Source organism: Escherichia sp. WS338, assembly GCF_046486405.1.
GTDB lineage: Bacteria > Pseudomonadota > Gammaproteobacteria > Enterobacterales > Enterobacteriaceae > Escherichia > Escherichia coli.
On sequence record NZ_JBJQLL010000018.1, the window covers coordinates 1 to 18,560 of the forward strand.

Genomic DNA, 18,560 nt, shown 5'->3' on the forward strand with positions numbered 1-18,560 from the left:
CGACGATACAGCGCATGATGTGTCAGGCTTGAATACCTTTATCCTTTAAAAGGGATATCAGTTAAGTTATCCCGTGTAGGGTATAAGCCATTATCAAAGCCACTCTGTAGGAAGTGGCTTTTGTAATGGCAATAAAAAGCCCCGCGAATGCGAGGCTAAATCCTGGTATTTGTAATGACTGGCTCTTATCTCAACGCAGCCCCTTACCGCGCGCAAAATGCTCAATATCAAGCATCAGCAATGAGATGTTTAATCTGGATTCACTCCAGAAGTGAGCACCACCCTGTCTACAGAGCCAGATGTGAAGGATGATGAGTAAAATTATCGCTATCATCGAAGGCATTGCGTCCTGATGTATTCCTGAAGCGTTCTCAGTGCTGTTTGGTCGCGGATAATTCCGTCCCGGATACCGAGAACGTTTCGTCCAGCAACTGGAGAGAGTTCGACGGTGGCATCATTGCCCATGCCGGAGGCGCTGGAGGTTTCGTCTGAGGATGGCACAGGGCATTTTCCTTTGACGAGCACCCTGCCACCATTATCAAGCTTGCGCCGAAGAGCATCATTTTCAGCTTTCGCATCAGCTAACTCCTTCGTGTATTTATCATCGAGTGCATCAGCATCACGCTGGCGCTGCTGCATGTCAGTAATGGTGGCGTTCGCCTTCTCCAGTTCACTGGCCTTGTTATCGCGCTGTTCTTTGTAGGCGATTGCATTATCACGGTAATGATTAACAGCCCATGACAGGCAGACGATGATGCAGATAACCAGAGCGGAGATAATCGCGGTTACCCTGCTCATTGTTGCCCCCACAAACAGACCTCACGCTCAATCTCACGACGAGTCATCAGGCCTTTCCATTGCTTACCGCCAGCGTATGCCCAGCGACGTAGCTGGTCACATGCGCCCTTGATATCGCCCTGGTTTATTTTGCGAAGAAGAGTAGATGTTCTGAAATTGCCTGCGCCCACGTTATAGACGAACGAGTAAAGAGCGCCGCGCGTTGTTTCCGGTATATCGACTTTGATGTACGGGTTAATTTGTCTGGCTACCGTGGCAAGGTCTTTATTCAGGAGGGCTTTGCATTCTGCTTCGGTATACGTTTTACCGGGAATGATGTCTTTTCCTGTATGCCCGTAACATACAGTCCATACACCAACAATATCTTTGTATGGTATGTAGCTGACACCTTCCAGACCATCGTTACCACTTGGGCCAGTGATTAACACAGATGCTATAGCAATAGCCCCGCCACTTATCGCCGCTATTACGCTATTTCGTAGTGCCGGTGACATTGCCATTCAATCTGTCCTCGCGCTCTTTGCGCTTGTAGTACCAGTTGATGCCAAATGTGCCGACAGTACAAAGAATACCAATGATGACAGCCCAGTCATTCAGGGAGAGAATGCCACCCATCGCAGTCAGTCCTCCGAAGCTGTAACTGAACCATTCTCTGATTTTGTCCATACGGTACATGCTCTACCCCTTCATTGAGGGGATTTGCTCTATTTAATTAGGAATAAGGTCGATTACTGATAGAACAAATCCAGGCTACTGTATTTAGTAATCAGATTTGTTCGTGACCGATATGCACGGGCAAAACGGCAGGATGTTGTTAGCGCGACCTCCTGCCACCCGCTTTCACGAAGGTCATGTGTAGAAGGCCGCAGCGTAACTATCACTGATGAATTCAGGATAGCCAGTGGCTACGGCTCAGTTATGGTGCTGGTTAACGGACTTGAACCGCTACCCATTCGCTTACAAGGCGACTGCTCTACCATTGGAGCTAAACCAGCATGTTTGGCGGGACAGCGTGGACTCGAACCACGATAAGAAGGTTAACAGCCTTCCGTAATGACCTTTATACGACTGACCCAAATAAAAAAAGCCACCGTTGCAACTTAAGAGTCACTAACGGCAGCTTACATCTTTAAACGGTATGATATTTCATTCTGGCTGCCTCAAAAGCCGCAGCGGCAAGTTCGGCAGTGTCATGGTATCCAAGGTTAATACACTTTCCAGACGCATTAATTCTTGCTCTCCATTTCCCGTACTTAGCATCCCAAGACACGCCACGGTATCCAGATTTATTATTCTTCTGAATTTTCCTGTTTTGCATATTTTCGGAATGAGTGACAAGACGAAGATTTGATATCCGGTTATCTGTTCTTACCCTGTTGATGTGATCAATAAAACCATCGGGCATGGTGCCATAAACAATCAACCATGCCAGTCTGTGAGCAGGGTATGCTTTACCATTAATCATAATCATTAAATACCCATCAGAATTTATTGATGAGCATTTCTTGAAAGCAAAACGAGAGTTCCATGTCAAAGTGGTCCTCTCTCTCCCCTGCCTCCATCTCCAGTGAAAGTCGCCTGACGATGGATTGTAATCAACAACAGAAAGCACCATTTCTGGCGTTAATTTTATTTCTTTCATCGCTTTACCTTAGGGATAGAGCCTGTTCGCGTAGATATGACAGCCAAGAGCGGAGCGATGTTTCCACCACCATATCTCAGGCCCATATCACTAAGACTCTTGTTTTGATTGCACGCGAATGCAAAAAAGCCCACAGGAGGTGGGCTTGTGATGGTTGCTGAATGCAAAAGCAGCAGCATATGTGAATATTATGGCTAAATGGATAATTGCATGTCAAGGCTTTTAACAGCAACATGCTTAACTTTCTCAACACGTTTACGCATTTTGAAAGCATTTTGCATTGGCTGGTACAAAACAAATAACGATGCTTTCAGGATGTCGTCAATTTCGTTTCTACAGGTTGCCAGTGAAGGTTTTCTCCATCCCTCGCCACCACGTCCACACATCTTGCGTGGCTTTGCAGTCGCGTGATAGTAGGATGCAATTGCTCGCTTAGATGAACCATGAGCGTAGTAGCTGAGGAGGATGCCAAAGGCTTTCTTGTCAATGCACATGACGGAATCGACGACCTGAGAAATCAACATTCCATCATCATCATTGCACATTGGCCTTGTCATAACTCTTCCCGGCTCTACGCTCTCCATGAACTTCGCTATTACGCTGCTCATGCGCTTTTCCAGACGACCTGAATAAACCCATGCGCCCCACAGTTCAAGCCAGCCATTCAGCCACTCATGCTGTTCTTTGGTGAGGTTTAGTTCTCTTATGCCCACGCGCCTTCTCCCTGTACCTGAATCAATGTGAGGTTTCCGCAGAACACTGCGCCGGTATCGATATACATTTGGTTGGCAAATTTAAGTGGTTTCACTGCTGGCGTATGACCAAAGATAAACGTGTCCGCGCCTTTAATTTCTTTCACGATCCCGTCTTGTGAGTTGCTGATTCGTTCGCGGTTCCAGATTACCTGCTGATGATCAACTGGCTTTCCAAATTCGTATTCGTCACAAGGATAATCGGCGTGGCAGATGACATATTTTTTACCTTTGCTCACCAGTTCGATGATTAACGGAAGTTCTTCTGCTTTATGGGCAAGAGCTTTAGCCAGAATTTCTTTGTCGTAATCGAGATTAAAGAACCAGACACCGCCATTAAGCAGCCAGTGATTGACGTTTCCACGCTCTGATAAGCCATCAATCATCATGTGCTCATGGTTTCCACGTACAGCTCTGAACCAGGGGAATGTGATTAATTCCAGGCATTCAACGTTCTCTGCACCACGATCAACCAAATCGCCCACCGAGATAAGCAGGTCTTTTTTGTTGTCGAATCCAATCGTATCCAGTTTGTTCATAAGGTTCGTGTAGCATCCGTGCAGGTCGCCAGCTACCCAAATATTTCGGTATTTGCTGCCATCAATTCTTTCGTAGATATTCATGCAGCCTCACTTCTGCTGTTTCGCAGTTTTTTAAGTTTCTGTTGATACTCCGCCTTGATGGTCCTGCACTCTTCGACAGTCCAGCGATGGCGGTTATGGTTTGATTCGATTTCGTCTACTGCTTCCTGCCCGATGCGGTTAATCAGTTCGACGCGATACGGAACGAGATTTCCGCTTTTGTGCTGGTTGCACACCACGCATTGCTTGTGAATATTGCGTTCATCAAATCGGAGTTGAGGCGCCGCAGCAGTTGTCCGGTAATGCCCGGCATCCCACTGAGCAGACGTGAGCGTTCCGCACGAGATACATGGTAAGTCGCGGTCTCTTTCTCTGATGAAGGCGTTTACGGCTTGTTGGGCTTGTTTAATCCAGTAACTGCGGGGCTTTAAGGCGAGTTTTCGAATCTTAAGTTTATCTTTCTGTTTCTGATCCTCTCGTCGTCGTTTCTTCTCTGCTGCTTTTTCCGCTTTTTCGCGTTCTTTACTTCGTCGTTCGAGTGCTATCTTGGTTCCACACTCTGGAGAGCACCACCACTGATTAGCGAATGCAGGGTGAAACCATTCCCGGCATTCATCGTTTTTACATCGTCTTCGCGCTGGTTTAGCCATCATCTTCTTCCTCGTGCATCGAGCTATTCGGATCGCTCATCAGTTCTGCGCAGCAGTGCTCACACACGTGAACTTCCAGCACATGCAGCTTCTGACCGCAGTTAGCGCACGTTAAAGCTCGCTCGACACTTCCTTGTTCGTAACTTCGATTTTGGTCAATCACCTTGTTTTCCTCGCACGTTCTCTAAGCCACCGGATATCCCACAGGTGAGCCGTGTAGTTGAAGGTTTTTACGTCAGATTCTTTTGGGATTGGCTTGCGTTTATTTCTGGAGCGCTTCGTTGGAAGGTATTTGCAGTTTTCGCAGATTATGTCGGTGATACTTCGTCGCTGTCTCGCCACACGTCCTCCTTTTCCTGCGGTAGTGGTAACACCCCTGTTGGTGTTCTTTCACATCGGAGACACCATCGATTCCAGTAAGGTTGATTTGGTCGGAAGCGGTTATCTTCTTTGCATTCACCGCACCGATAACATCGCATCATGCAGCCTCCCTCCCGAAGTCGAAATCAAGCTGCCCTCCAAATATTTCGCATGACTCAGAACAAGAGCCGGTATCGAATCTTTTAGCTCGTACCATGTCCTGATACAGGGCTTGATAATCATTTTCTGAATACATTTTCGCGATACCGTCCAGCGACATTCTTCCTCGGTACATAATCTCCTTTGGCGTTTCCCGATGTCCGTCACGCACATGGGATCCCGTGATGACCTCATTAAAAACACGCTGCAATCCCTCCTCATCTTTGCAGGCAAGTCCGATTTTTTGCGTTGATTTTTTAATGCAGAATATGCAGTTACCGAGATGTTCCGGTATTTGCAAATCGAATGGTTGTTGCTTCCACCATGCGAGGATATCTTCCTTCTCAAAGTCTGACAGTTCAGCAAGATATCTGATTCCAGGCTTTGGCTTTAGCCGCTTCGGTTCATCAGCTCTGATGCCAATCCACGTGGTGTAATTCCCTCGCCCGAAATGGTCATCACAGTATTTGGTGAAGGGAACGAGTTTTAATCTGTCAGTGCAGAACGCGCCGCCGACGTATGGAGTGCCATATTTCTTTACCATATCGATAAATGGCTTCAGAACAGGCATTCGAGTCTGAATATCCTTTGGTTCCCATACCGTATAACCATTTGGCTGTCCAAGCTCCGGGTTGATATCAACCTGCAATACGGTGAGCGGTATATCCCAGAACTTCACAACTTCCCTGACAAACCGATATGTCATTGGATGTTCACAACCTGTATCCATGAAAACGTAATGCACGTCTTTACCTGCCCGTCGCTTTTGCTCCATTAGCCAGAGCAAATATGCTGACGTCCTGCCACCGGAGAAACTAACGACATTTATCATGCAGCCCTGTCTCCCCATCTCGCTTTCCACTCCAGAGCCAGTCGCGCTTCGTCTGACCACTTAACGCCACGCTCTGTACCGAATGCCTGTATAAGCTCTAATAGCTCCGCAAATTCGCTTACACGCATCCTGCTGGTTGACTGGCCTATTACCACAAAGCCATTCCCGGCAAGGTTAGGAACAACGTCCTGCTGCTTTAATGCTGCGGTAAACACACACTTCCAGCTTTCTGCATCCAGCCAGCGACCATGCCATTCAACCTGACGAGAGACGTCACCAAGGCAAGCCCAAAGCTTTCGGTTTTGGTCTAAGCTGCGGTTGCGTTCCTGAATGGTTACTACGATTGGTTTGGTTGGGTCTGGAAGAATTTGCTGTACTGCGTGAATAGCGTTTTGCTGATGTGCTGGAGATCGAATTTCAAAGGTTAGTTTTTTCATGACTTCCCTCTCCCCCAAATAAAAAGGCCTGCGATTACCAGCAGGCCTGTTATTAGCTCAGTAATGTAGATGGTCATCTTTTAACTCCATATACCGCCAATACCCGTTTCATCGCGGCACTCTGGCGACACTCCTTAAAAATCAGGTTCGTGCTCATCTTTCCTTCCCGTTCTTCCTTGGTAGCAAACCGGTAATACACCGTTCGCCAGACCTTACCTTCGATAACCAGAAGACCTGCCCGTGCCATTTTAGCCGCGGCCTGATTTATGCTGGTTACTGTTGCGCCTGTTAGCGCGGCAACGTCCGGCGCACAGAAGCTATTATGCGTCCCCAGGTAATGAATAATTGCCTCTTTGCCCGTCATACACTTGCTCCTTTCAGTCCGAACTTAGCTTTGATTTCTGCGATCTTCGCCAGAGCCTGTGCATGATTTAGAGGTCTACCGCCCATGACAGGAAGTTGTTTTACTGGTTCAGGGATCGCCTCACCACGGTTAATTCTCGCAGTCATATGGACAAGCTCATCTGCGGCCTTACGGCGTAATTCCGCATCAGTAAGCGCATTGGCCCGCATGTTCTGATACAGGTTGGTAATCAGCCAGTAGTGCGCGTTTGATTTCCACGGATAAGACTCCGCATCCGGATACAGGCCTCGCTTCCGGCAATACTCGTAAACCATATCAACCAGCTCGCTGACGTTTGGCAGTCCGGCGGTAACGGATGCTTCTTCCCGGCACCATGCAACAAACTGCCCGGGTGATGGCAGAAATGGTCGATTCTGCCGACGGGCTACGCGCATTCCTGCGTTAACCTGTTCCATTGTGGTGATCCCGTTTTCCCGGAAAGCCAGAACCCACTGGCGGCGGATTTCGTTCAGTTCGTTCTGGTCACGGTTAGCCAGGCTCGCCGGGAAAGTTGCCAGTAACTGGCTGAACACACCGTTGATGATCTGCGCTACCTGCTGTACCTGCGGCTTTTCGTCGTACTGTTCCGGCATGTTGTTGGCGATCCGACGCATCTGCTCACGGTCAAAGTTAACCATCTGTGCGGCGATGTTTTTCATAGATCCACCCCGTAAATCCAGTCTGTGTTTGTCAGGTCGAGTTTTGGTTTGCTGGCTGTCACGACTGCCTGTTGCTTGTTACGGTTGATTTCGAGCTGGGTCCACTTGTCGCGGAGTTTGGCCGGGCTAAGCACGTTACCGGACCAGAAGTTGTCCTGGCATGCCCAGCGGAACAGCACGCACATGTCGCGGTGGTTACGTCCGTCACGTTCACGCATCAGGCGGATATCGTTAGCCCACCCTGCAAAATTCGGTTTTCTGGCTGATGGCGCGATGGTCTTCACCATGTCAAACATCCACTCTGCGGCGGTCAGGTCTTCTGCTGTCCCCCACTTGCTGCCGCTCTGAATTGCAGCATCCGGTTTCACCACAGAAAGGTCGTTTTCTGGCTGGTCAGAGGATTCGCCAGAATTCTCTGACGAATAATCTTTTCTTTTTTCTTTTGTAATAGTGTCTTTTGTGTCCCCCTGTTTTGAGGGATAGCAATCCCCTAATTTGAGGGATGTTTTATCCCTCGTTTTAGGGGATTTTCCCTCGTTTTGAGGGATGCACCATTCTGAGATGTTTTTGTTTGGTCCAAACATGCCGCCTTGCTGCTTGATAATATTCATTCTGACGAGTTCTAACTTGGCTTCATTGCACCGTTTGACGGGTAACTTTGTAATCTCGCTAAGTTGAGAATCGGTGATTCTGTCTATTGGTTTATTCCACCCATAGGTTTTACGCAGAATGGCAAGCAGCACTTTAAACTGTCGCTTGGTCAGATCTGCGCCCGAATAAGCCTCAAGCAGCATATTTGATAGTCTGGCGTAACCATCATCGAGATCTGCCACATTACGCTCCTGTCCGGCAAAGTTACCTCTGCCGAAGTTGAGTATTTTTGCTGTATTTGTCATAATGACTCCTGTTGATAGATCCAGTAATTCCCTCAGAATTGCATATCAATTTGCTTAAAATCCTCGGTGGCGGCCGGGGATTTTTTCTTTGTGATTTCAGCAAGCGCATACTTAAAAGCCCTGCTAATCGGACTGATGTCTGATGCCATTCCGAAAGCACACAAGACCGAAGCAATAAATCTCCAGTCCGTTCTGCTTATCTTCGATTCATGACAGCCAATCATCTTTGCCAGACCGCGCTGGGTAATAGCTGACAGATTGATAAGTAAATCTGTTTCTGCGCGATCAACGTCACGCTGTGATAGTTTGCTGTAACTTGTTCTTTCCATTTCTTAAGATTTCCAATAGTGAATAGTTAGTTGAAAGGTATGCGTGGAAACGCATATGGCCTTAGTTGATCAGATATTCTGGGATTCGCTTTTCAGCGACGTAGGACGAATGTCCGTTGTTACAAAGAGCGGGGTTACTTATGCTGCTGATGCTCTACGCGATACGAACACCAGATTTTCCTTTTTCACAGGTTTATAACCCGTGAAATTACGAGTGGCTTCTTCGATTGCATTCGCTTTATCTGGGGAAGCTCTTCGAAACCCATATGCAATCTGATCAAGATAGCCAACTGAAGTATTCGCTAATGCGGCGAGTCGCTTCCATTCCTCACTAGAAGCCTCTTTTCGCCAGCGTAGTAGTTCATTACTCATTAGTGCCTCCGTTTATCACACAGAGCAACTTTACCATTTTGATAAATAAACTGCAATGGAGATTTATCAAAATGCGTATTTATCCATTTGCTAAATAGAGGGAGAATCGTGGGATGGAAAACAAAGATATTCGCAAATCGAATCTGGCGTTTTTGCTAGATGAGCATAAAAAAATCGCGGGTAACACTAATGCAAGCTTTGCCGATAAGCTTGGAGTTAGCCCTTCTCAACTCACGCAAGTCTCCGGTGAAAAAAGCACTCGAAACATAGGGGATAAACTAGCAAGAAAATTCGAAGCCGCACTTGGGTTACCTAATGGGTGGCTTGATTTGGTACATGATGTAACACCAATTGCATCATGCTCAGATTCTTTAACTTTTGTCGGTCAGGTAAGAAAAGGGTTAGTGCGCGTGGTTGGTGAGGCAATTCTTGGTGTTGATGGTGCCATCGAGATGACCGAAGAGCGCGATGGGTGGCTCAAGATTTATAGCGATGATCCAGATGCCTTTGGTCTTCGTGTGAAAGGAGACAGCATGTGGCCTAGAATAAAATCAGGAGAATATGTACTCATTGAGCCTAACACCAAAGTATTCCCGGGTGATGAGGTGTTTGTCAGAACCGTTGAAGGACACAACATGATCAAAGTTCTTGGCTATGACAGAGACGGAGAATACCAGTTTACAAGCATCAACCAGGACCATAGGCCAATAACGTTGCCTTATCATCAAGTAGCAAAGGTGGAGTATGTGGCTGGTATTCTGAAGCAATCTCGCCATCTGGATGACATCGAGGCAAGGGAGTGGCTGAAAAGTTTGTGACTTCAAGTACGCGACAAGCCCCGTCCTTCAGGGCGTGGAGGATGTCAAAATAACTTTAAATAACACACCACCAACATTTAACACATTGAATTAAAAAACCTACAATATTTGATGAGAGGCGTTATGGAACCGGTCAAAATTAAACCATCTGTGGATTATATTGAAACCTATGCGGACTTCGCTAGTTTTGCTCCACTACCGGGAGCGGAAAAAAATCTCATTTGTATACATTTTATCGCAAACAAGTCAATACCTGCGGTACTATCCCAAAATGATATACCAGATCAACCAGGTAGAGCGAATATGCAGATAGGCTCTGTAAATGAACTCAATCAGCAATGCACTGTGATAATGCCAATGGCACAACTAAAGGCTCTTCAAGAGAATATAGTTCTTCTTTTCGAACAATTAGAGGCACAAAACTCTAATGGAGCGAAGTCGTAATGCAACAACCGGAAGAAGTAGGTGATTTAACTATTACTTACAAAACATCAAGTATTGTTAAACCACTGCAAGTTTCCCTGAATAACGTTAATACTCGCGATTTCATGATGTTCATGGAAACAGCAAAAGGTAATCTGTTTTCTACGCCTATTTCCTCTTATTCACCAAAAAACATGGTGGATGATGCGACCAATTCCCAGCTAACTGCTACAATCGTAGATAAAGGAGGGGTTGCCGATTGTAAAGGACAATCTAATGTTATCCCACCGTACGAGGAAACTCCTATACAGGGAACCGCAATGTCCGATTTGAGCAGAAACGAAATACAGGCACTTCTGAAGGCAAATAAAGCTGAAGTGGATGCAGTGGCCTCAAAAATGCAGGCTGATATGGCCAAATGGCGTGAACTAATGGCTTCAGATATAAAGGAGATGAAGCATTTAGTTGTTACTCAGCACGAACAAATCAACAGTCGTCTGGACATACAATCGAGTAGAATTGAGAGTGCCCTTGACTCCCAATCAAAAAAGATCGATGCAGCTCTTTCTGTTCAAGAGGCAAAGTTAGAAGGTAAGCTTAGTGATGTTAAGCTTGATATAATCAAATGGGCCCTTGGCTTGCCAGCATTAGCATTTGCTGTATATAAAATCTACGGATTGCTCTCTGGAGTCTCAACCCCCTAATACACACCCGGCCTCAGCGCCGGGTTTTCTTTGCCTCACGATCCCCACACCTAATAACACCATAACCAATTGTATTTGTTGAAAAATAAACAGATACAACTCACTAAAACGCGCAATTCTGATCCCCCTCAAGTCTCTTTATTCCTTCTGATAAAGTCCTGCAATCAAATAAAAAACCATAATAATCAACAGGATATTTGAAAACCAAAACAATTTATCATTTTGCTATTGCCATTAATTTATCATTTCGATAAAGTTAACTCATCAGCAGGACGCTGTAAGCCAAACGGAACAGACTGGCAGGCTCTTTAAACAACGTCGAACACTCGACTACGTGGCTGAAAAGCCAGCTCACCCAACCACATGAGCTGTGGGATGAAATCCAGAAGCAACCGTCTCAGGAGTAGCTTCGGGATTGCATCACCAGAGTTTATTAGGGAGGAATCTATGTCCAGAAAAACAGAATTTAAAGGCACTGCAGCTTCTCGACGTAGAGCTCGTCGAGCAAACCTGCAAAGTCAGGAGGCGATCAGCTCCGACAAGCTACACAGGCCAACCCCTTCACGAGTGGTCTTGCAATGCAAGCGCAAACCAGCAATGAGAGCAGAAGTAATAACACTGACAACGCTGACCAGAAAATATGAAGGTTCAACTTGTCTTCCGAACGTAGCCATTTACGCGGCAGGCTACCGGAAATCCAAACAACTGACAGCAAGATGACTTGTGTTGGTCGCCAGAAAATGAAATTAGGCAGCAAACCACTTATTTGAGGTGATATATGGAAGAAGAATTTGAAGAGTTCGAAGAGCATCCTCAGGATGCGATGGAACAATACCAGGACTATCCGTATGACTACGACTATTGATAAAAATCAATGGTGTGGACAATACGAACGACGGCAATGATTTCCAGAGAACTTGGTAAACAGAACAACAAGGCTGCCTGATGGCAGCTTTTATTTTTGCCATAAAAAACAGAATAAACACTGCTCTGTGTATTCATTCCAACGAGTGAATACACGGAGCAATGTCGCTCGTAACTAAACAGGAGCCGACTTGTTCTGATTATTGGAAATCTTCTTTGCCCTCCAGTGTGAGGGCGATTTTTTATCTATGAGGATATGAATAGATGTCAAACATCAAAAAATACATCATTGATTACGACTGGAAAGCATCAATAGAAATTGAAGTCGACCATGACGTAATGACAGAGGAAAAACTTCACCAGATTAATAATTTCTGGTCAGACTCTGAACACCGACTCAATAAACACGGCTCTGTATTAAATGCTGTATTAATCATGCTGGCGCAACATGCTCTGCTTATAGCAATTTCAAGCGACTTAAATGCATATGGTGTTGTGTGTGAGTTCGACTGGAATGATGGAAATGGTCAGGAAGGATGGCCTCCAATGGATGGTAGCGAAGGAATAAGAATTATCGATATCGATACATCAGGAATATTTGATTCAGATGATATGACTATCAAAGCCGCCTGAGCGCGGCGTTACCGCATACCAATAACGCTTCACTCGAGGCGTTTTTCGTTATGTATAAATAAGGAGCACACCATGCAATATGCCATTGCAGGGTGGCCTGTTGCTGGCTGCCCTTCCGAATCTTTACTTGAACGAATCACCCGTAAATTACGTGACGGATGGAAACGCCTTATCGACATACTTAATCAGCCAGGAGTCCCAAAAAATGGATCAAACACTTATGGCTATCCAGACTAAATTCACTATCGCCACTTTTATTGGCGATGAAAAGATGTTTCGTGAGGCCGTCGACGCTTATAAAAAATGGATATTAATACTGAAACTGAGATCAAGCAAAAGCATTCACTACCCCCCTTCCCTGTTTTCCTAATCAGCCCGACATTTCGCGGACGATATTTTCACAGCTATTTCAGGAGTTCAGCCATGAACGCTTATTACATTCAGGATCGTCTTGAGGCTCAGAGCTGGGCGCGTCACTACCAGCAGATCGCCCGTGAAGAGAAAGAGGCAGAACTGGCAGACGACATGGAAAAAGGCCTGCCCCAGCACCTGTTTGAATCGCTATGCATCGATCATTTGCAACGCCACGGGGCCAGCAAAAAAGCCATTACCCGTGCGTTTGATGACGATGTTGAGTTTCAGGAACGCATGGCAGAACACATCCGGTACATGGTTGAAACTATTGCCCGCCACCAGGTTGATATTGATTCAGAGGTATAAAACGGATGAGTACAGCACTCGCAACGCTGGCAGGGAAGCTGGCTGAACGTGTCGGCATGGATTCTGTCGACCCACAGGAACTGATCACCACTCTTCGCCAGACGGCATTTAAAGGTGATGCCAGCGATGCGCAGTTCATCGCATTGTTGATCGTTGCCAACCAGTACGGCCTTAATCCGTGGACGAAAGAAATTTACGCCTTTCCTGATAAGCAGAATGGCATCGTTCCGGTGGTGGGCGTTGATGGCTGGTCCCGCATCATCAATGAAAACCAGCAGTTTGATGGCATGGACTTTGAGCAGGACAATGAATCCTGTACATGCCGGATTTACCGCAAGGACCGTAATCATCCGATCTGCGTTACCGAGTGGATGGATGAATGCCGCCGCGAACCATTCAAAACCCGCGAAGGCAGAGAAATTACGGGGCCGTGGCAGTCGCATCCCAAACGGATGTTACGGCATAAAGCCATGATTCAGTGTGCCCGTCTGGCCTTCGGATTTGCGGGTATCTATGACAAGGATGAAGCCGAGCGCATTGTCGAAAATACCGCATACACTGCAGAACGTCAGCCGGAACGCGACATCACTCCGGTTAACGATGAAACCATGCAGGAGATTAACACTCTGCTGATTGCCCTGGACAAAACATGGGATGACGACTTATTGCCGCTCTGTTCCCAGATATTTCGCCGCGACATTCGCGCATCGTCGGAACTGACACAGGCCGAAGCAGTGAAAGCTCTTGGATTCCTGAAACAGAAAGCCTCTGAACAGAAGGTGGCTGCATGACACCGGACATTATCCTGCAGCGTACCGGGATCGACGTGAGAGCTGTCGAACAGGGGGATCATGCGTGGCACAAATTACGGCTCGGCGTCATCACCGCTTCAGAAGTTCACAATGTGATAGCAAAACCCCGCTCCGGAAAGAAATGGCCTGACATGAAAATGTCCTACTTCCACACCCTGCTTGCCGAGGTTTGCACCGGTGTGGCTCCGGAAGTTAACGCTAAGGCGCTGGCCTGGGGAAAACAGTACGAGAACGACGCCAGAGCCCTCTTTGAGTTCACTTCCGGCGTGAATGTTACTGAATCCCCGATCATCTATCGCGACGAAAGTATGCGCACCGCCTGCTCTCCCGATGGTTTATGCAGTGACGGCAATGGCCTTGAGCTGAAATGCCCGTTTACCTCCCGGGATTTCATGAAATTCCGGCTCGGTGGTTTCGAGGCCATAAAGTCGGCTTACATGGCCCAGGTGCAGTACAGCATGTGGGTGACGCGAAAAGATGCCTGGTACTTTGCCAACTATGACCCGCGTATGAAGCGTGAAGGCCTGCATTATGTCGTGATTGAGCGGAATGAAAAGTATATAGCGAGTTTTGACGAGATGGTGCCGGAGTTCATCGAAAAAATGGACGAGGCACTGGCTGAAATTGGTTTTGTATTTGGGGAGCAATGGCGATGAAACATCCTCACGATAATATCCGCGTAGGCACGATCACTTTCGTCTACTCCGTTACGAAGCGAGGCTGGGTATTTCCAGGCCTTTCTGTTATCCGAAATCCCCTGAAAGCACAGCGGCTGGCTGAGGAGATAAATAATAAACGGGGAGCTGTATGCACAAAGCATCTCCCGTTGAGTTAAGAACGAGTATCGAGATGGCACATAGCCTCGCTCAAATTGGAGTCAGGTTTGTGCCAATACCAGTAGAAACAGACGAAGAATTTCATACGTTAGCCGCATCCCTTTCACAAAAGCTGGAAATGATGGTGGCGAAAGCAGAAGCAGATGAGAGAGACCAGGTATGACAACCACGGAATGCATTTTTCTGGCAGCGGGCTTCATATTCTGTGTGCTTATGTTTGCCGACATGGGACTTGTTCAATGACACCTCAGCAGGAAAACGCCCTTCGCAGTATTGCCCGTCAGGCTAATTCTGAAATCAAAAAAGCCAGACAGCAGTTTCCGGATAAAAACGTCGATGACATTTGCCGTAGCGTACTGAAGAAGCACCGCGAAACGGTAACGCTGATGGGATTCACACCGACTCATTTAAGCCTGGCGATCGGCATGTTAAACGGCGTCTTTAAGGAACGGTGAGCATGAAAAACAAAATCATCATGGAGCTACAGGCTCCTTTTTTATTATTCGCATTCACCCCCAAGCGTATTAACCAACAATTCAGGGATTAATGAAAGATGGCAGACATCATTGATTCAGCATCAGAAATTGAAGAATTACAGCGCAATACAGCAATAAAAATGCGTCGTCTGAACTACCAGACTATATCCGCCACTCATTGTTGTGAGTGTGGCGATCCCATAGATGAACGAAGACGCCTGGTCGTTCAGGGTTGTCGGACTTGTGCAAGTTGCCAGGAGGATCTGGAGCTTATCAGTAAACAGAGAGGTTCGAAGTGAGCGAAATTAACTCTCAGGCACTGCGTGAAGCGGCAGAGAAAGCCGGTGAAGATAAGTGGCAGGCTAAAAAAATAAATGGTGATTTTTTCGTTATTCGTCACGGTAGTTATACAAGACAGCATGGCTACACATCGTATCAACCCATTGCGGAGATTGATTGTAAGCCAGTCCGGGATTTTGTTGCCAAGGCTAATCCGGCTACCGTGCTGGAATTACTGGATGAACTGGAAGCAGCAAAAAAGCGCATTGCAGAACTGGAAGCGCGGGAAATACTGCTCCCGGAACGTAGCAGCATGCTTCATCGAACAGATTTTCACGATGATTACCAAACGGTAATGGCATACAAAGTTTCTGAAGTCATCGATGCAATCCGCGCCGCTGGCATTCGCATCAAAGGAGAGTGAGATGAATGGACAAATATCAATTGTTCGACCTGGAGCATGTGACGATTGCGAGATACGAATGATTATTCGTCTGGCAATGGGGAAAACAATAACTGCTCTCATTACTCCAGAAAATCTCGCATTGGCATTAACCGGAAAGTCAGACCTGCCAGTAGAGCTAAAGCTGCGAAATGTTGAGATTAAGGTGAAATAGCATGAATTCTATTACCAAAGAACGTATTGAATTGTTCATTAAAAATCCGCTTGAAAACGGACTTACCCGTGGCGAACAAATGGAACTGGCACGGATTGCACTGGCATCACTGGAACGCGAACAGATTCGCCACGAGCATGCCAAATGGTCTGACTCCACATTTGGCTGCGTTGGCCCCATTGGTCCACTGAAACACCTCTCAAAAGAGGCTCTGGAAGCCGCAGCCAAACCTGACGATCTCAGCGAGTGGGCTGATATGCAGTTCCTGTTGTGGGATGCACAGCGCCGTGCTGGTATCAGTGATGCTGAAATTACCGCTGCTATGGAAAATAAATTGAAGATCAACATGGAACGCCAGTGGCCTGAACCAAAAGATGGTGAGCCTCGCTTGCACATTAAAGAACCCGGCAACTCTCCGGTAATTCCGGATGGTTGGATAAGCTGTAGTGATCGAATGCCGGAAGACACCAAAATGTTACTGGCATTTAGTCAAGGTGAAATCGTGGCCGCATATTGGAACTGGGTTGTAAATCCAATTGATTACAAAAAATATAGAGCTTTCACGTATTTATCAGGAAATATCTTGGATGACGTAACTCACTGGATGCCACTACCAGAACCGCCGCAGGAGGTGAAGTGATGGACTCCTTCGCGAAATATACGATTATTGACTGGATAGCATTCCTTCAGGTTTTGCTCATCTGGTTTTATATGGCTTACAGGAGTGGACAGTGGATTGTCAGTGTAGCCTGTAGCAAGGGATGGCGTTGGTGGAACCGAAAGAATAAAAAAGCACTGGCATTGGATTCGTTTTACGAAGCATTCAATCTTAACAGCCTTCAGCCTGGTTCTGTCATTGTAGTCACCACTCAAAGCGGCATGACGATACAAATTCACAAGCCAAAGGAGGAAGGTCGTGGCTAACCTGCAACTTGCCGTTAAAGGTGAATAACAATCCTCGCACTCGCGGGGATTTCTTTTATCTGAACTCGCTACGGCGAGTTTTGTTTTATGGAGATGATAAATGCACTTCCGAGTCACAGGTGAATGGAATGGAGAACCATTCAACAGAGTTATCGAAGCGGAGAACATCAACGACTGCTACGACCACTGGATGATATGGGCGCAGATAGCACATGCAGACGTAACCAATATTCGAATTGAAGAACTGAAAGAACACCAAGCCGCCTGATGGCGGTTTTTTCTTGCGTGTAATTGCGGAGACTTTGCGATGTACTTGACACTTCAGGAGTGGAACGCACGCCAGCGACGCCCAAGAAGCCTTGAAACAGTTCGTCGATGGGTACGCGAGTGCAGGATATTCCCTCCTCCGGTTAAGGATGGAAGAGAGTATCTGTTCCACGAATCAGCGGTAAAGGTTGACTTAAATCGACCAGTAACAGGTAGCCTTTTGAAGAGGATCAGAAATGGGAAGAAGGCGAAGTCATGAGCGCCGGGATTTACCCCCTAACCTTTATATAAGAAACAATGGATATTACTGCTACAGGGACCCAAGGACGGGTAAAGAGTTTGGATTAGGCCGAGACAGGAGGATAGCAATCACTGAAGCAATACAGGCCAATATTGAGTTACTCTCAGACAGCGGACGCAAATCACTGATAGACAGAATTAAAGGCGGTGACGCAATCACTCTTCATGTGTGGCTTGACCGATATGAAACAATCCTCACCGAAAGGGGGATCAGGCCGAAAACTCTACTCGACTACGCCAGCAAAATCAGGGCAATCCGAAGAAAATTGCCGGACAAACCGCTCACTGACATATCAACGAAAGAAGTGGCAGCAATGCTAAACACCTACGTAGCAGAAGGTAAAGCAGCTTCCGCAAAATTAATCAGGTCAACCCTTGTTGACGTTTTTCGTGAAGCAATAGCCGAGGGGCATGTGGCAACGAATCCGGTAACAGCAACCCGTACAGCAAAGTCAGAAGTAAGGCGCTCAAGGCTGACAGCTAATGAGTATGTCGAGATTTACCATGCAGCCGAACCTCTCCCTATCTGGCTAAGGCTGGCGATGGATTTGGCCGTCGTTACAGGGCAGAGAGTCGGCGATTTGTGCAGAATGAAATGGTCAGACATAAACGACAACCATCTTCACATTAAACAGAGTAAAACAGGGGCTAAACTCGCCATTCCGCTAACGCTAACGATTGACGCGCTCAATATCTCATTGGCTGATACACTACAGAAATGCAGGGAGGCCAGCAGCAGTGAAACTATAATCGCATCAAAGCATCACGATCCGCTTTCCCCGAAAACAGTATCAAAGTATTTTACAAAGGCGAGAAATGCATCTGGCCTCTCATTTGATGGAAACCCGCCAACATTCCATGAACTGCGTAGCCTGTCAGCGAGGCTATACCGGAACCAGATTGGCGATAAGTTTGCTCAACGTCTTCTCGGGCATAAATCAGATTCAATGGCGGCGCGGTATAGGGACAGCCGTGGACGGGAATGGGACAAAATTGAAATCGACAAATGATTTTATT

The 18,560-nt window shown here is 46.8% G+C and carries 40 protein-coding genes, 2 tRNA genes and 2 pseudogenes; 24 read left to right on the top strand and 20 right to left on the bottom strand.

All coding sequences use genetic code 11. The features are described 5' to 3' along the window. Nucleotides 1-190 precede the first annotated feature (190 nt). The 20 genes from ACJHWT_RS16190 to ACJHWT_RS16285 form a co-directional block, all read right to left on the bottom strand. On the bottom strand, nucleotides 191-343 hold the full coding sequence (locus ACJHWT_RS16190) for a hypothetical protein (protein WP_001139678.1): 153 nt from the start codon (nucleotides 341-343) through the stop codon (nucleotides 191-193). Then, nucleotides 331-798 carry a lysis protein gene (locus ACJHWT_RS16195; protein WP_072795874.1) on the bottom strand — a complete coding sequence of 156 codons (468 nt, stop codon included), beginning with the start codon at nucleotides 796-798 and terminating at the stop codon, nucleotides 331-333. The genes ACJHWT_RS16190 and ACJHWT_RS16195 overlap by 13 nt, the downstream gene beginning before the upstream one ends. Next, nucleotides 795-1,292: a lysozyme gene (locus ACJHWT_RS16200; RefSeq protein WP_410232340.1), complete on the bottom strand. Its 498-nt coding sequence runs from the start codon at nucleotides 1,290-1,292 to the stop codon at nucleotides 795-797. Before ACJHWT_RS16200 ends, ACJHWT_RS16195 begins: the two co-directional genes overlap by 4 nt. Further along, nucleotides 1,270-1,473, bottom strand: coding sequence for a phage holin family protein (locus ACJHWT_RS16205; protein WP_000286100.1), 204 nt, complete (start codon nucleotides 1,471-1,473; stop codon nucleotides 1,270-1,272). The genes ACJHWT_RS16200 and ACJHWT_RS16205 overlap by 23 nt, the downstream gene beginning before the upstream one ends. A 244-nt stretch (nucleotides 1,474-1,717) precedes the next feature. Continuing rightward, nucleotides 1,718-1,793, bottom strand: a tRNA-Thr gene (locus ACJHWT_RS16210). Nucleotides 1,794-1,798: 5 nt separating this feature from the next. Next, a tRNA-Asn gene (locus ACJHWT_RS16215) sits at nucleotides 1,799-1,873 on the bottom strand. A gap of 54 nt (nucleotides 1,874-1,927) precedes the next feature. Further along, entirely contained in the window at nucleotides 1,928-2,440 is a 513-nt protein-coding gene (locus tag ACJHWT_RS16220; protein ID WP_000658765.1) for an HNH endonuclease signature motif containing protein, read from the bottom strand. A 194-nt stretch (nucleotides 2,441-2,634) separates the two neighbouring features. Next, nucleotides 2,635-3,153: an antiterminator Q family protein gene (locus ACJHWT_RS16225; protein WP_000512805.1), complete on the bottom strand. Its 519-nt coding sequence runs from the start codon at nucleotides 3,151-3,153 to the stop codon at nucleotides 2,635-2,637. Next, nucleotides 3,144-3,815, bottom strand: coding sequence for a serine/threonine protein phosphatase (locus ACJHWT_RS16230; RefSeq protein ID WP_001028837.1), 672 nt, complete (start codon nucleotides 3,813-3,815; stop codon nucleotides 3,144-3,146). Before ACJHWT_RS16230 ends, ACJHWT_RS16225 begins: the two co-directional genes overlap by 10 nt. Then, complete coding sequence (locus tag ACJHWT_RS16235; RefSeq protein WP_001108028.1) at nucleotides 3,812-4,423, bottom strand: recombination protein NinG; 612 nt, start codon at nucleotides 4,421-4,423, stop codon at nucleotides 3,812-3,814. The genes ACJHWT_RS16230 and ACJHWT_RS16235 overlap by 4 nt, the downstream gene beginning before the upstream one ends. After that, nucleotides 4,416-4,586: a protein NinF gene (locus tag ACJHWT_RS16240; RefSeq protein WP_000567007.1), complete on the bottom strand. Its 171-nt coding sequence runs from the start codon at nucleotides 4,584-4,586 to the stop codon at nucleotides 4,416-4,418. The genes ACJHWT_RS16235 and ACJHWT_RS16240 overlap by 8 nt, the downstream gene beginning before the upstream one ends. Next, the gene (locus ACJHWT_RS16245) at nucleotides 4,583-4,765 is read right to left on the bottom strand and encodes a NinE family protein (RefSeq protein ID WP_000113771.1); all 183 of its coding nucleotides are present in this window, start codon (nucleotides 4,763-4,765) and stop codon (nucleotides 4,583-4,585) included. Before ACJHWT_RS16245 ends, ACJHWT_RS16240 begins: the two co-directional genes overlap by 4 nt. Beyond that, nucleotides 4,732-4,905, bottom strand: a complete 174-nt coding sequence (gene ninD, locus ACJHWT_RS16250; protein ID WP_000984218.1) for a protein NinD — start codon at nucleotides 4,903-4,905, stop codon at nucleotides 4,732-4,734. The genes ACJHWT_RS16245 and ninD overlap by 34 nt, the downstream gene beginning before the upstream one ends. Next, entirely contained in the window at nucleotides 4,902-5,774 is an 873-nt protein-coding gene (locus ACJHWT_RS16255; RefSeq protein WP_000611491.1) for a phosphoadenosine phosphosulfate reductase family protein, read from the bottom strand. Before ACJHWT_RS16255 ends, ninD begins: the two co-directional genes overlap by 4 nt. Continuing rightward, nucleotides 5,771-6,211, bottom strand: a complete 441-nt coding sequence (locus ACJHWT_RS16260) for a recombination protein NinB (protein ID WP_000736913.1) — start codon at nucleotides 6,209-6,211, stop codon at nucleotides 5,771-5,773. Before ACJHWT_RS16260 ends, ACJHWT_RS16255 begins: the two co-directional genes overlap by 4 nt. Before the next feature lie 73 nt (nucleotides 6,212-6,284). Further along, on the bottom strand, nucleotides 6,285-6,575 hold the full coding sequence (locus ACJHWT_RS16265) for a protein ren (RefSeq protein WP_000145926.1): 291 nt from the start codon (nucleotides 6,573-6,575) through the stop codon (nucleotides 6,285-6,287). Then, nucleotides 6,572-7,273, bottom strand: coding sequence for a replication protein P (locus ACJHWT_RS16270; RefSeq protein ID WP_410232336.1), 702 nt, complete (start codon nucleotides 7,271-7,273; stop codon nucleotides 6,572-6,574). Before ACJHWT_RS16270 ends, ACJHWT_RS16265 begins: the two co-directional genes overlap by 4 nt. Beyond that, a complete protein-coding gene (locus tag ACJHWT_RS16275; RefSeq protein ID WP_410232337.1) occupies nucleotides 7,270-8,169 on the bottom strand; it encodes a replication protein in 900 nt (299 codons plus the stop codon). The genes ACJHWT_RS16270 and ACJHWT_RS16275 overlap by 4 nt, the downstream gene beginning before the upstream one ends. A gap of 32 nt (nucleotides 8,170-8,201) precedes the next feature. After that, a complete protein-coding gene (locus ACJHWT_RS16280; protein ID WP_410232338.1) occupies nucleotides 8,202-8,498 on the bottom strand; it encodes a CII family transcriptional regulator in 297 nt (98 codons plus the stop codon). Nucleotides 8,499-8,636: 138 nt separating this feature from the next. Then, on the bottom strand, nucleotides 8,637-8,870 hold the full coding sequence (locus ACJHWT_RS16285) for a hypothetical protein (RefSeq protein ID WP_000064149.1): 234 nt from the start codon (nucleotides 8,868-8,870) through the stop codon (nucleotides 8,637-8,639). Nucleotides 8,871-8,983: 113 nt separating this feature from the next. Between ACJHWT_RS16285 and ACJHWT_RS16290 the strand changes: the two genes are divergently transcribed. From ACJHWT_RS16290 to ACJHWT_RS16405, 24 genes and pseudogenes are all read left to right on the top strand, one after another. Then, on the top strand, nucleotides 8,984-9,688 hold the full coding sequence (locus tag ACJHWT_RS16290) for a helix-turn-helix transcriptional regulator (protein WP_112844291.1): 705 nt from the start codon (nucleotides 8,984-8,986) through the stop codon (nucleotides 9,686-9,688). Between the two features lie 123 nt (nucleotides 9,689-9,811). Next, nucleotides 9,812-10,132, top strand: coding sequence for a hypothetical protein (locus ACJHWT_RS16295; protein WP_000433877.1), 321 nt, complete (start codon nucleotides 9,812-9,814; stop codon nucleotides 10,130-10,132). Then, entirely contained in the window at nucleotides 10,132-10,815 is a 684-nt protein-coding gene (locus ACJHWT_RS16300; protein ID WP_001187007.1) for a hypothetical protein, read from the top strand. Before ACJHWT_RS16295 ends, ACJHWT_RS16300 begins: the two co-directional genes overlap by 1 nt. Before the next feature lie 250 nt (nucleotides 10,816-11,065). Beyond that, a pseudogene (locus ACJHWT_RS16305) lies at nucleotides 11,066-11,252 on the top strand (hypothetical protein). 10 nt (nucleotides 11,253-11,262) lie between these two features. After that, complete coding sequence (locus ACJHWT_RS16310; protein WP_000088201.1) at nucleotides 11,263-11,535, top strand: hypothetical protein; 273 nt, start codon at nucleotides 11,263-11,265, stop codon at nucleotides 11,533-11,535. A 154-nt stretch (nucleotides 11,536-11,689) separates the two neighbouring features. Next, nucleotides 11,690-11,761 (top strand): antirestriction Ral family protein, encoded by a 72-nt coding sequence (locus tag ACJHWT_RS16315; protein ID WP_231706837.1) that lies wholly within the window; start codon nucleotides 11,690-11,692, stop codon nucleotides 11,759-11,761. A gap of 182 nt (nucleotides 11,762-11,943) precedes the next feature. Next, nucleotides 11,944-12,312 carry a DUF2528 family protein gene (locus ACJHWT_RS16320; protein WP_089571453.1) on the top strand — a complete coding sequence of 123 codons (369 nt, stop codon included), beginning with the start codon at nucleotides 11,944-11,946 and terminating at the stop codon, nucleotides 12,310-12,312. Between the two features lie 72 nt (nucleotides 12,313-12,384). Beyond that, complete coding sequence (locus ACJHWT_RS16325; protein WP_001198861.1) at nucleotides 12,385-12,549, top strand: protease FtsH-inhibitory lysogeny factor CIII; 165 nt, start codon at nucleotides 12,385-12,387, stop codon at nucleotides 12,547-12,549. Further along, nucleotides 12,518-12,682, top strand: a complete 165-nt coding sequence (kil, locus tag ACJHWT_RS16330; protein WP_001702774.1) for a host cell division inhibitory peptide Kil — start codon at nucleotides 12,518-12,520, stop codon at nucleotides 12,680-12,682. Before ACJHWT_RS16325 ends, kil begins: the two co-directional genes overlap by 32 nt. 53 nt (nucleotides 12,683-12,735) lie before the next feature. Then, complete coding sequence (locus ACJHWT_RS16335; RefSeq protein ID WP_000995441.1) at nucleotides 12,736-13,032, top strand: host-nuclease inhibitor Gam family protein; 297 nt, start codon at nucleotides 12,736-12,738, stop codon at nucleotides 13,030-13,032. A gap of 5 nt (nucleotides 13,033-13,037) precedes the next feature. After that, on the top strand, nucleotides 13,038-13,823 hold the full coding sequence (gene bet, locus ACJHWT_RS16340) for a phage recombination protein Bet (protein WP_000100845.1): 786 nt from the start codon (nucleotides 13,038-13,040) through the stop codon (nucleotides 13,821-13,823). Further along, nucleotides 13,820-14,500 carry a lambda exonuclease family protein gene (locus ACJHWT_RS16345; RefSeq protein ID WP_233337172.1) on the top strand — a complete coding sequence of 227 codons (681 nt, stop codon included), beginning with the start codon at nucleotides 13,820-13,822 and terminating at the stop codon, nucleotides 14,498-14,500. Before bet ends, ACJHWT_RS16345 begins: the two co-directional genes overlap by 4 nt. Next, a complete protein-coding gene (locus ACJHWT_RS16350; RefSeq protein WP_000682318.1) occupies nucleotides 14,497-14,679 on the top strand; it encodes a DUF1317 domain-containing protein in 183 nt (60 codons plus the stop codon). The genes ACJHWT_RS16345 and ACJHWT_RS16350 overlap by 4 nt, the downstream gene beginning before the upstream one ends. Then, a complete protein-coding gene (locus tag ACJHWT_RS16355) occupies nucleotides 14,652-14,843 on the top strand; it encodes a DUF1382 family protein (RefSeq protein ID WP_000548531.1) in 192 nt (63 codons plus the stop codon). Before ACJHWT_RS16350 ends, ACJHWT_RS16355 begins: the two co-directional genes overlap by 28 nt. Nucleotides 14,844-14,919: 76 nt before the next feature. Next, a complete protein-coding gene (locus ACJHWT_RS16360) occupies nucleotides 14,920-15,135 on the top strand; it encodes a hypothetical protein (RefSeq protein WP_000188870.1) in 216 nt (71 codons plus the stop codon). A gap of 98 nt (nucleotides 15,136-15,233) precedes the next feature. Further along, complete coding sequence (locus tag ACJHWT_RS16365) at nucleotides 15,234-15,455, top strand: TraR/DksA family transcriptional regulator (protein ID WP_000763378.1); 222 nt, start codon at nucleotides 15,234-15,236, stop codon at nucleotides 15,453-15,455. Beyond that, nucleotides 15,452-15,859, top strand: a complete 408-nt coding sequence (locus ACJHWT_RS16370; RefSeq protein ID WP_332129437.1) for an ead/Ea22-like family protein — start codon at nucleotides 15,452-15,454, stop codon at nucleotides 15,857-15,859. The genes ACJHWT_RS16365 and ACJHWT_RS16370 overlap by 4 nt, the downstream gene beginning before the upstream one ends. Nucleotide 15,860: 1 nt before the next feature. Continuing rightward, nucleotides 15,861-16,052 (top strand): hypothetical protein, encoded by a 192-nt coding sequence (locus ACJHWT_RS16375; RefSeq protein ID WP_001014289.1) that lies wholly within the window; start codon nucleotides 15,861-15,863, stop codon nucleotides 16,050-16,052. A 1-nt stretch (nucleotide 16,053) separates the two neighbouring features. Then, nucleotides 16,054-16,179 (top strand): annotated as a pseudogene (locus ACJHWT_RS16380) (DUF550 domain-containing protein); the annotation flags it as partial. A 51-nt stretch (nucleotides 16,180-16,230) separates the two neighbouring features. After that, nucleotides 16,231-16,692, top strand: coding sequence for a dATP/dGTP pyrophosphohydrolase domain-containing protein (locus ACJHWT_RS16385; RefSeq protein ID WP_241363819.1), 462 nt, complete (start codon nucleotides 16,231-16,233; stop codon nucleotides 16,690-16,692). Further along, nucleotides 16,692-16,976 carry a DUF4752 family protein gene (locus ACJHWT_RS16390; RefSeq protein ID WP_020231265.1) on the top strand — a complete coding sequence of 95 codons (285 nt, stop codon included), beginning with the start codon at nucleotides 16,692-16,694 and terminating at the stop codon, nucleotides 16,974-16,976. Before ACJHWT_RS16385 ends, ACJHWT_RS16390 begins: the two co-directional genes overlap by 1 nt. Nucleotides 16,977-17,076: 100 nt before the next feature. Beyond that, complete coding sequence (locus ACJHWT_RS16395) at nucleotides 17,077-17,244, top strand: hypothetical protein (RefSeq protein ID WP_000545733.1); 168 nt, start codon at nucleotides 17,077-17,079, stop codon at nucleotides 17,242-17,244. A 39-nt stretch (nucleotides 17,245-17,283) separates the two neighbouring features. Further along, entirely contained in the window at nucleotides 17,284-17,502 is a 219-nt protein-coding gene (locus ACJHWT_RS16400; protein WP_001303849.1) for an excisionase, read from the top strand. Then, on the top strand, nucleotides 17,480-18,553 hold the full coding sequence (locus ACJHWT_RS16405) for a tyrosine-type recombinase/integrase (protein ID WP_000533666.1): 1,074 nt from the start codon (nucleotides 17,480-17,482) through the stop codon (nucleotides 18,551-18,553). The genes ACJHWT_RS16400 and ACJHWT_RS16405 overlap by 23 nt, the downstream gene beginning before the upstream one ends. The last annotated feature ends 7 nt before the right edge of the window (nucleotides 18,554-18,560 follow it).

Coding starts and splice junctions, on each gene's coding strand:
- ACJHWT_RS16190 (WP_001139678.1), bottom strand. CDS start 343: ATGCCTTCGATGATAGCGATAATTTTACTCATCATCCTTCACATCTGG.
- ACJHWT_RS16195 (WP_072795874.1), bottom strand. CDS start 798: ATGAGCAGGGTAACCGCGATTATCTCCGCTCTGGTTATCTGCATCATC.
- ACJHWT_RS16200 (WP_410232340.1), bottom strand. CDS start 1,292: ATGTCACCGGCACTACGAAATAGCGTAATAGCGGCGATAAGTGGCGGG.
- ACJHWT_RS16205 (WP_000286100.1), bottom strand. CDS start 1,473: ATGTACCGTATGGACAAAATCAGAGAATGGTTCAGTTACAGCTTCGGA.
- ACJHWT_RS16220 (WP_000658765.1), bottom strand. CDS start 2,440: ATGAAAGAAATAAAATTAACGCCAGAAATGGTGCTTTCTGTTGTTGAT.
- ACJHWT_RS16230 (WP_001028837.1), bottom strand. CDS start 3,815: ATGAATATCTACGAAAGAATTGATGGCAGCAAATACCGAAATATTTGG.
- ACJHWT_RS16235 (WP_001108028.1), bottom strand. CDS start 4,423: ATGGCTAAACCAGCGCGAAGACGATGTAAAAACGATGAATGCCGGGAA.
- ninD (WP_000984218.1), bottom strand. CDS start 4,905: ATGATGCGATGTTATCGGTGCGGTGAATGCAAAGAAGATAACCGCTTC.
- ACJHWT_RS16255 (WP_000611491.1), bottom strand. CDS start 5,774: ATGATAAATGTCGTTAGTTTCTCCGGTGGCAGGACGTCAGCATATTTG.
- ACJHWT_RS16260 (WP_000736913.1), bottom strand. CDS start 6,211: ATGAAAAAACTAACCTTTGAAATTCGATCTCCAGCACATCAGCAAAAC.
- ACJHWT_RS16265 (WP_000145926.1), bottom strand. CDS start 6,575: ATGACGGGCAAAGAGGCAATTATTCATTACCTGGGGACGCATAATAGC.
- ACJHWT_RS16270 (WP_410232336.1), bottom strand. CDS start 7,273: ATGAAAAACATCGCCGCACAGATGGTTAACTTTGACCGTGAGCAGATG.
- ACJHWT_RS16275 (WP_410232337.1), bottom strand. CDS start 8,169: ATGACAAATACAGCAAAAATACTCAACTTCGGCAGAGGTAACTTTGCC.
- ACJHWT_RS16280 (WP_410232338.1), bottom strand. CDS start 8,498: ATGGAAAGAACAAGTTACAGCAAACTATCACAGCGTGACGTTGATCGC.
- ACJHWT_RS16285 (WP_000064149.1), bottom strand. CDS start 8,870: ATGAGTAATGAACTACTACGCTGGCGAAAAGAGGCTTCTAGTGAGGAA.
- ACJHWT_RS16290 (WP_112844291.1), top strand. CDS start 8,984: ATGGAAAACAAAGATATTCGCAAATCGAATCTGGCGTTTTTGCTAGAT.
- ACJHWT_RS16295 (WP_000433877.1), top strand. CDS start 9,812: ATGGAACCGGTCAAAATTAAACCATCTGTGGATTATATTGAAACCTAT.
- ACJHWT_RS16300 (WP_001187007.1), top strand. CDS start 10,132: ATGCAACAACCGGAAGAAGTAGGTGATTTAACTATTACTTACAAAACA.
- ACJHWT_RS16310 (WP_000088201.1), top strand. CDS start 11,263: ATGTCCAGAAAAACAGAATTTAAAGGCACTGCAGCTTCTCGACGTAGA.
- ACJHWT_RS16320 (WP_089571453.1), top strand. CDS start 11,944: ATGTCAAACATCAAAAAATACATCATTGATTACGACTGGAAAGCATCA.
- ACJHWT_RS16325 (WP_001198861.1), top strand. CDS start 12,385: ATGCAATATGCCATTGCAGGGTGGCCTGTTGCTGGCTGCCCTTCCGAA.
- kil (WP_001702774.1), top strand. CDS start 12,518: ATGGATCAAACACTTATGGCTATCCAGACTAAATTCACTATCGCCACT.
- ACJHWT_RS16335 (WP_000995441.1), top strand. CDS start 12,736: ATGAACGCTTATTACATTCAGGATCGTCTTGAGGCTCAGAGCTGGGCG.
- bet (WP_000100845.1), top strand. CDS start 13,038: ATGAGTACAGCACTCGCAACGCTGGCAGGGAAGCTGGCTGAACGTGTC.
- ACJHWT_RS16345 (WP_233337172.1), top strand. CDS start 13,820: ATGACACCGGACATTATCCTGCAGCGTACCGGGATCGACGTGAGAGCT.
- ACJHWT_RS16350 (WP_000682318.1), top strand. CDS start 14,497: ATGAAACATCCTCACGATAATATCCGCGTAGGCACGATCACTTTCGTC.
- ACJHWT_RS16355 (WP_000548531.1), top strand. CDS start 14,652: ATGCACAAAGCATCTCCCGTTGAGTTAAGAACGAGTATCGAGATGGCA.
- ACJHWT_RS16360 (WP_000188870.1), top strand. CDS start 14,920: ATGACACCTCAGCAGGAAAACGCCCTTCGCAGTATTGCCCGTCAGGCT.
- ACJHWT_RS16365 (WP_000763378.1), top strand. CDS start 15,234: ATGGCAGACATCATTGATTCAGCATCAGAAATTGAAGAATTACAGCGC.
- ACJHWT_RS16375 (WP_001014289.1), top strand. CDS start 15,861: ATGAATGGACAAATATCAATTGTTCGACCTGGAGCATGTGACGATTGC.
- ACJHWT_RS16390 (WP_020231265.1), top strand. CDS start 16,692: ATGGACTCCTTCGCGAAATATACGATTATTGACTGGATAGCATTCCTT.
- ACJHWT_RS16395 (WP_000545733.1), top strand. CDS start 17,077: ATGCACTTCCGAGTCACAGGTGAATGGAATGGAGAACCATTCAACAGA.
- ACJHWT_RS16400 (WP_001303849.1), top strand. CDS start 17,284: ATGTACTTGACACTTCAGGAGTGGAACGCACGCCAGCGACGCCCAAGA.
- ACJHWT_RS16405 (WP_000533666.1), top strand. CDS start 17,480: ATGGGAAGAAGGCGAAGTCATGAGCGCCGGGATTTACCCCCTAACCTT.